Consider the following 3826-nt stretch of genomic DNA (forward strand, 5'->3'; position numbering starts at 1 on the left):
GCAAAAAAGTTTACAAAGTAGACAACCGGAACCCCAAGACCTACCAAGAGTAGGACAGACCCAAGCATTACTGCTCCTTCTACATGGTGCATTAAGAAGCTGATAATGGCTGAGGCTGACATGATTGAGGCAAAGATGACAGGGCTCTTGTACAGTTTCAAGCGCTTGATTATGTTGAATATGAGGAAATTCCTGAAATTACTCTCACTCAAGTGTATTGCTATGGTCATGGTCCTACTATATCATAAAAGAGCGAGGTTTTATTTGCTTTTTGGATTTTGAATGGTAGTATGAAATCACATATACATGGAAACAACTACCAGAAAAGGGTTTCATCTGAATCTCTTTCACAGAATATTTCTGTTTCTCATCGTCTTTGTCCTCTGCATATTTCTGCAGCTGGGTATTTCTGCATATAAAGAAAAGTACATAATGAACCCAATACAGAAGAGTTCAGGAAATGTACAAACAATCAGTTTGGTTCTCAATGCTTTTGGGCAGACTCGGGAGCTGCTTTCCTCCTATCGTTGGGATTTTGGGGATATCGCCGCATTGGTTTCTGGTCTGAGAAGGGAATCGCAAATAGTTGAGGATAACCTGGGAAAGATTGATTCCGATATTTCTTCGGTTGGAGTAGATCAATATCTTCTTGTAAGTGCTGTACATACTACATATAGTGCATATAATCACTACCTCATGCTTTTAGAGGATTTACTGATCAGAAACCATATTACGAAGGCATCTGAGTTGTATTACACCGATCTTGAGCCAAGCATAAACCACCTGTATCAGTATATGCAACAATTGATGGAACAATCCATTATGGATAACCAGTCTACCTATGATCGTCTGATGGTGCTCAATGAGCGACTTGATATCATCTATAACTTGACGGTCCTGGTTATGCTTATCTTTGGTGTTGTTACGTTTAGGGAAGTGATACGTATGCTCTCAATTGTGCAGGAGATGGCCAAGGCTTCCAAGGCAATCACAGCAGGTGATTTTGATCGGCCGGAGTTTAGTGAACACAGAAAGGACGAGTTAGGGGATATGACCCGAGCTTTCAATGAGATGAAGATGGCGATGCGGAATCAGGTCTCCCTATTACAGGCAAACAATGAAATGGAGAAAGAGATATATCGCAAGGATACCGAGGCCTTGGCTATGCAGACACTGCTGGAACGTGAAAAACTGCAACTGCTAAGGAGCCAGGTGAACCCTCACTTTCTGTTCAATACCATCAATGTGATAAAATATACGGCACAGGAGGAGCATGCAAAGAAGACAGATGCGTTACTTTCTTCCCTCGCTCGTCTTTTTCGCTATGCATTGGCCGATAATGAGGTGTTGGTCCCTCTCTCCAGGGAGATCAAGATTGTGGATGAGTATTACAGTCTCTACAAGGCACGCTTTGCAGAGAAAATCTCGCTTTTCTGGAATATTTCTCCCTCCTTGGTACTGACAGAGACGCTGGTACCTTCCTTTTTCCTTCAGCCATTGGTAGAGAATTCTTTCAAACATGGACTTGGTCCCAAGGAAGGACGAGGAAGTGTCTGGCTATCCTTGGGAGTAAAGGAGGATTTGTTGATCGTACAGGTTGAGGATGATGGGATTGGGATGGATACAGAGCAATTGCATATTCTCCGAACTCGGTTGTTGGACCATCCTGTTACCGGGGAACATATTGGGCTTTATACGGTTGCTGCCCGACTGAAACTCATAGATACTCGCTGTAGCTTTGAGGTGACATCCGAAAAAAGGAAGGGCACCAAAATTTCGATCAAGATGCCTTTAATGCTCAACGATGAGGAGGAAACAGATGATTAAGATACTGATTGCTGATGATGAACATATCGAACGGGAGTTATTGCATAAGATCCTTTCAGACAATCCCTTCTATGAGCTCTATCAAGCGGAGAATGGTCGTCTGGCCGTAAACTATGCCGAACTCTACGATGTGGATATAGTGCTCATGGATATCGAGATGCCCGCTCTTAATGGGATAGAGGCATCCAAGCGGATACTACAGGATAAGCCAACTTGCCGTATCATTTTTATAACAGCCTACAGCATTTTTTCCTATGCATGTGAAGCTGTGAAACTCGGAGCAATCGATTATATACTGAAGCCAGTGGACAAGGCAGATGTATGTAGGGCCGTCAAGCGTGCAGAGAGCCAAGTTGAAGCTGAGCGCCAGCTCAAGGCAGTCAGGCCCGAAGCCGAATGCTTGCAGGGGGACGAAGGTGTCGACAAGGCTGCATTGATGATGTCCAAGGTGAAAAAGTATCTGGAACATAGTTATATGAATTATGATCTTTCCCTTGATTCAGTAAGCTCGCTGCTGAATATAAATCCATCATACTTGAGTTGTATTTTCAAGCGTTGTACAGGAGTCAACTTTCTCGACCATATCACCAATCTCAGAATCAATGCTGCAAAGGAGTACCTTGCAGACCCGTTCAAATCCATCGCAGAGATAGCTTCCATGGTAGGTTATGAGAGCCCCAGCTATTTCAGTCGTGCGTTCAAGAAGAATGCCGGAATCACTCCAACTGAGTACCGGCGGCTGAGCGGTGGAGGTACAGGTAGATGAAAAAACTTGTGCTCATGGCTTTCCTCTTTGTCCTCGTCTTCGTTTCTTGCAAGAAGGAGGAAACTAGTTATCCTGAGTTGGTGCTTCGTTATGCTGACAACCAGAGTGATGGCTACCCAACAGTGGAAGCTGCGAAGTATTTTGCAGAACTCGTAAAGGAAAGGACTGATGGGAAGATTGAAATCAGGGTATTTCCTGATAGTGCCCTAGGTTCTGAGACCAGTGTCATGGAGCAGATGGGGTATGGTGGTATCGACATGTCCCGATTCTCTGTTGGGACGCTTACCCGATACTTTCCCAAGCTGTGGACTTTGCAGCTTCCATATTTGTATACCGATAGCGACCACATGTGGAGGGTTCTGGATGGTGAGATTGGGGATATGTACCTGCAAGTGTTGTCTGGGAAAGGGCTTATTGCCTTGGCTTGGTATGATGCAGGGGCGAGGAGTTTCTATACCAGGATTCCCGTAACCAATATTGAAACACTCAAGACCATGACCATCCGGGTCATGGAGAATGACATGATGAGCCGTACTATTGAGCTTCTTGGTGCTGAAGCAGTACAGATACCGTATGGGGATGTTTATTCTGCGTTACAGAAAATGCGGATTGATGGGGCAGAGAACAACTTTCCGAGCTATGTATTTACTGGTCATTACCAGGCAGCTCCATATTTTTACCAGGACGAGCACTTCCGCTTGCCGGAAGTGGTAATGATGAGTGTTTATGCTGAGCAGAAAATTGCGGCTTTAGACCCTTCTTTTGTTGAAGTTGTCAGGACATGTGCTGTGGAGAGTGGATTGTATGAGCGAATCCTCTGGCAACAAGAGGAAGAACGTGCTTACGAGAAGGCAATAGCCTCTGGAGTAGTGGTCACCAAACTCAGCGAGGATACGTTGCTTTACTTAAGGCAGATAATGGAACCGCTCTACCAAGAGCTGGATGAAATCGAGCAGGATATTGTGCGGAGGATTGAAGATATCTAGGATTTCGGTTTTTCAATTTTTTTGATTCATTGCATTATCTTTGGCTGCATCTTGCGCTGGCAGAATTCCTCTTTTACAGTTTTGATAAAACCTAGACATTCTGGGTCGAATTACTTTAGGAGGCGATTATGAAACGAGTATTGATTGTTCTATTGGCACTGTTGCTCAGTTCTACCCTGCTCTTTGCTGCTGGTGAAAAAGAAGCAGCTGAAGCTGGTGGTGAAAAAAATGTGAAGCTTGTCTATGC

3 protein-coding genes and 1 pseudogene are annotated in these 3826 nt (G+C 44.4%); 3 read left to right on the top strand and 1 reads right to left on the bottom strand.

All coding sequences use genetic code 11. The features are described 5' to 3' along the window. A pseudogene (locus JF818_RS13300) lies at positions 1–230 on the bottom strand (YcxB family protein); the annotation flags it as partial. A 202-nt stretch (positions 231–432) separates the two neighbouring features. Between JF818_RS13300 and JF818_RS13305 the strand changes: the two are divergent. From JF818_RS13305 to JF818_RS13315, 3 genes are read left to right on the top strand one after another with little or no spacing between them, the layout of a single operon-like run. Continuing rightward, the gene (locus tag JF818_RS13305) at positions 433–1827 is read left to right on the top strand and encodes a sensor histidine kinase (RefSeq protein ID WP_233067853.1); all 1395 of its coding nucleotides are present in this window, start codon (positions 433–435) and stop codon (positions 1825–1827) included. Beyond that, positions 1820–2593 (top strand): response regulator, encoded by a 774-nt coding sequence (locus JF818_RS13310; protein WP_198892469.1) that lies wholly within the window; start codon positions 1820–1822, stop codon positions 2591–2593. The genes JF818_RS13305 and JF818_RS13310 overlap by 8 nt, the downstream gene beginning before the upstream one ends. Beyond that, positions 2590–3579: a TRAP transporter substrate-binding protein gene (locus JF818_RS13315; RefSeq protein ID WP_198892470.1), complete on the top strand. Its 990-nt coding sequence runs from the start codon at positions 2590–2592 to the stop codon at positions 3577–3579. Before JF818_RS13310 ends, JF818_RS13315 begins: the two co-directional genes overlap by 4 nt. The last annotated feature ends 247 nt before the right edge of the window (positions 3580–3826 follow it).

This window comes from Sphaerochaeta sp. S2 (assembly GCF_016406725.1).
Taxonomy (GTDB): domain Bacteria; phylum Spirochaetota; class Spirochaetia; order Sphaerochaetales; family Sphaerochaetaceae; genus Sphaerochaeta.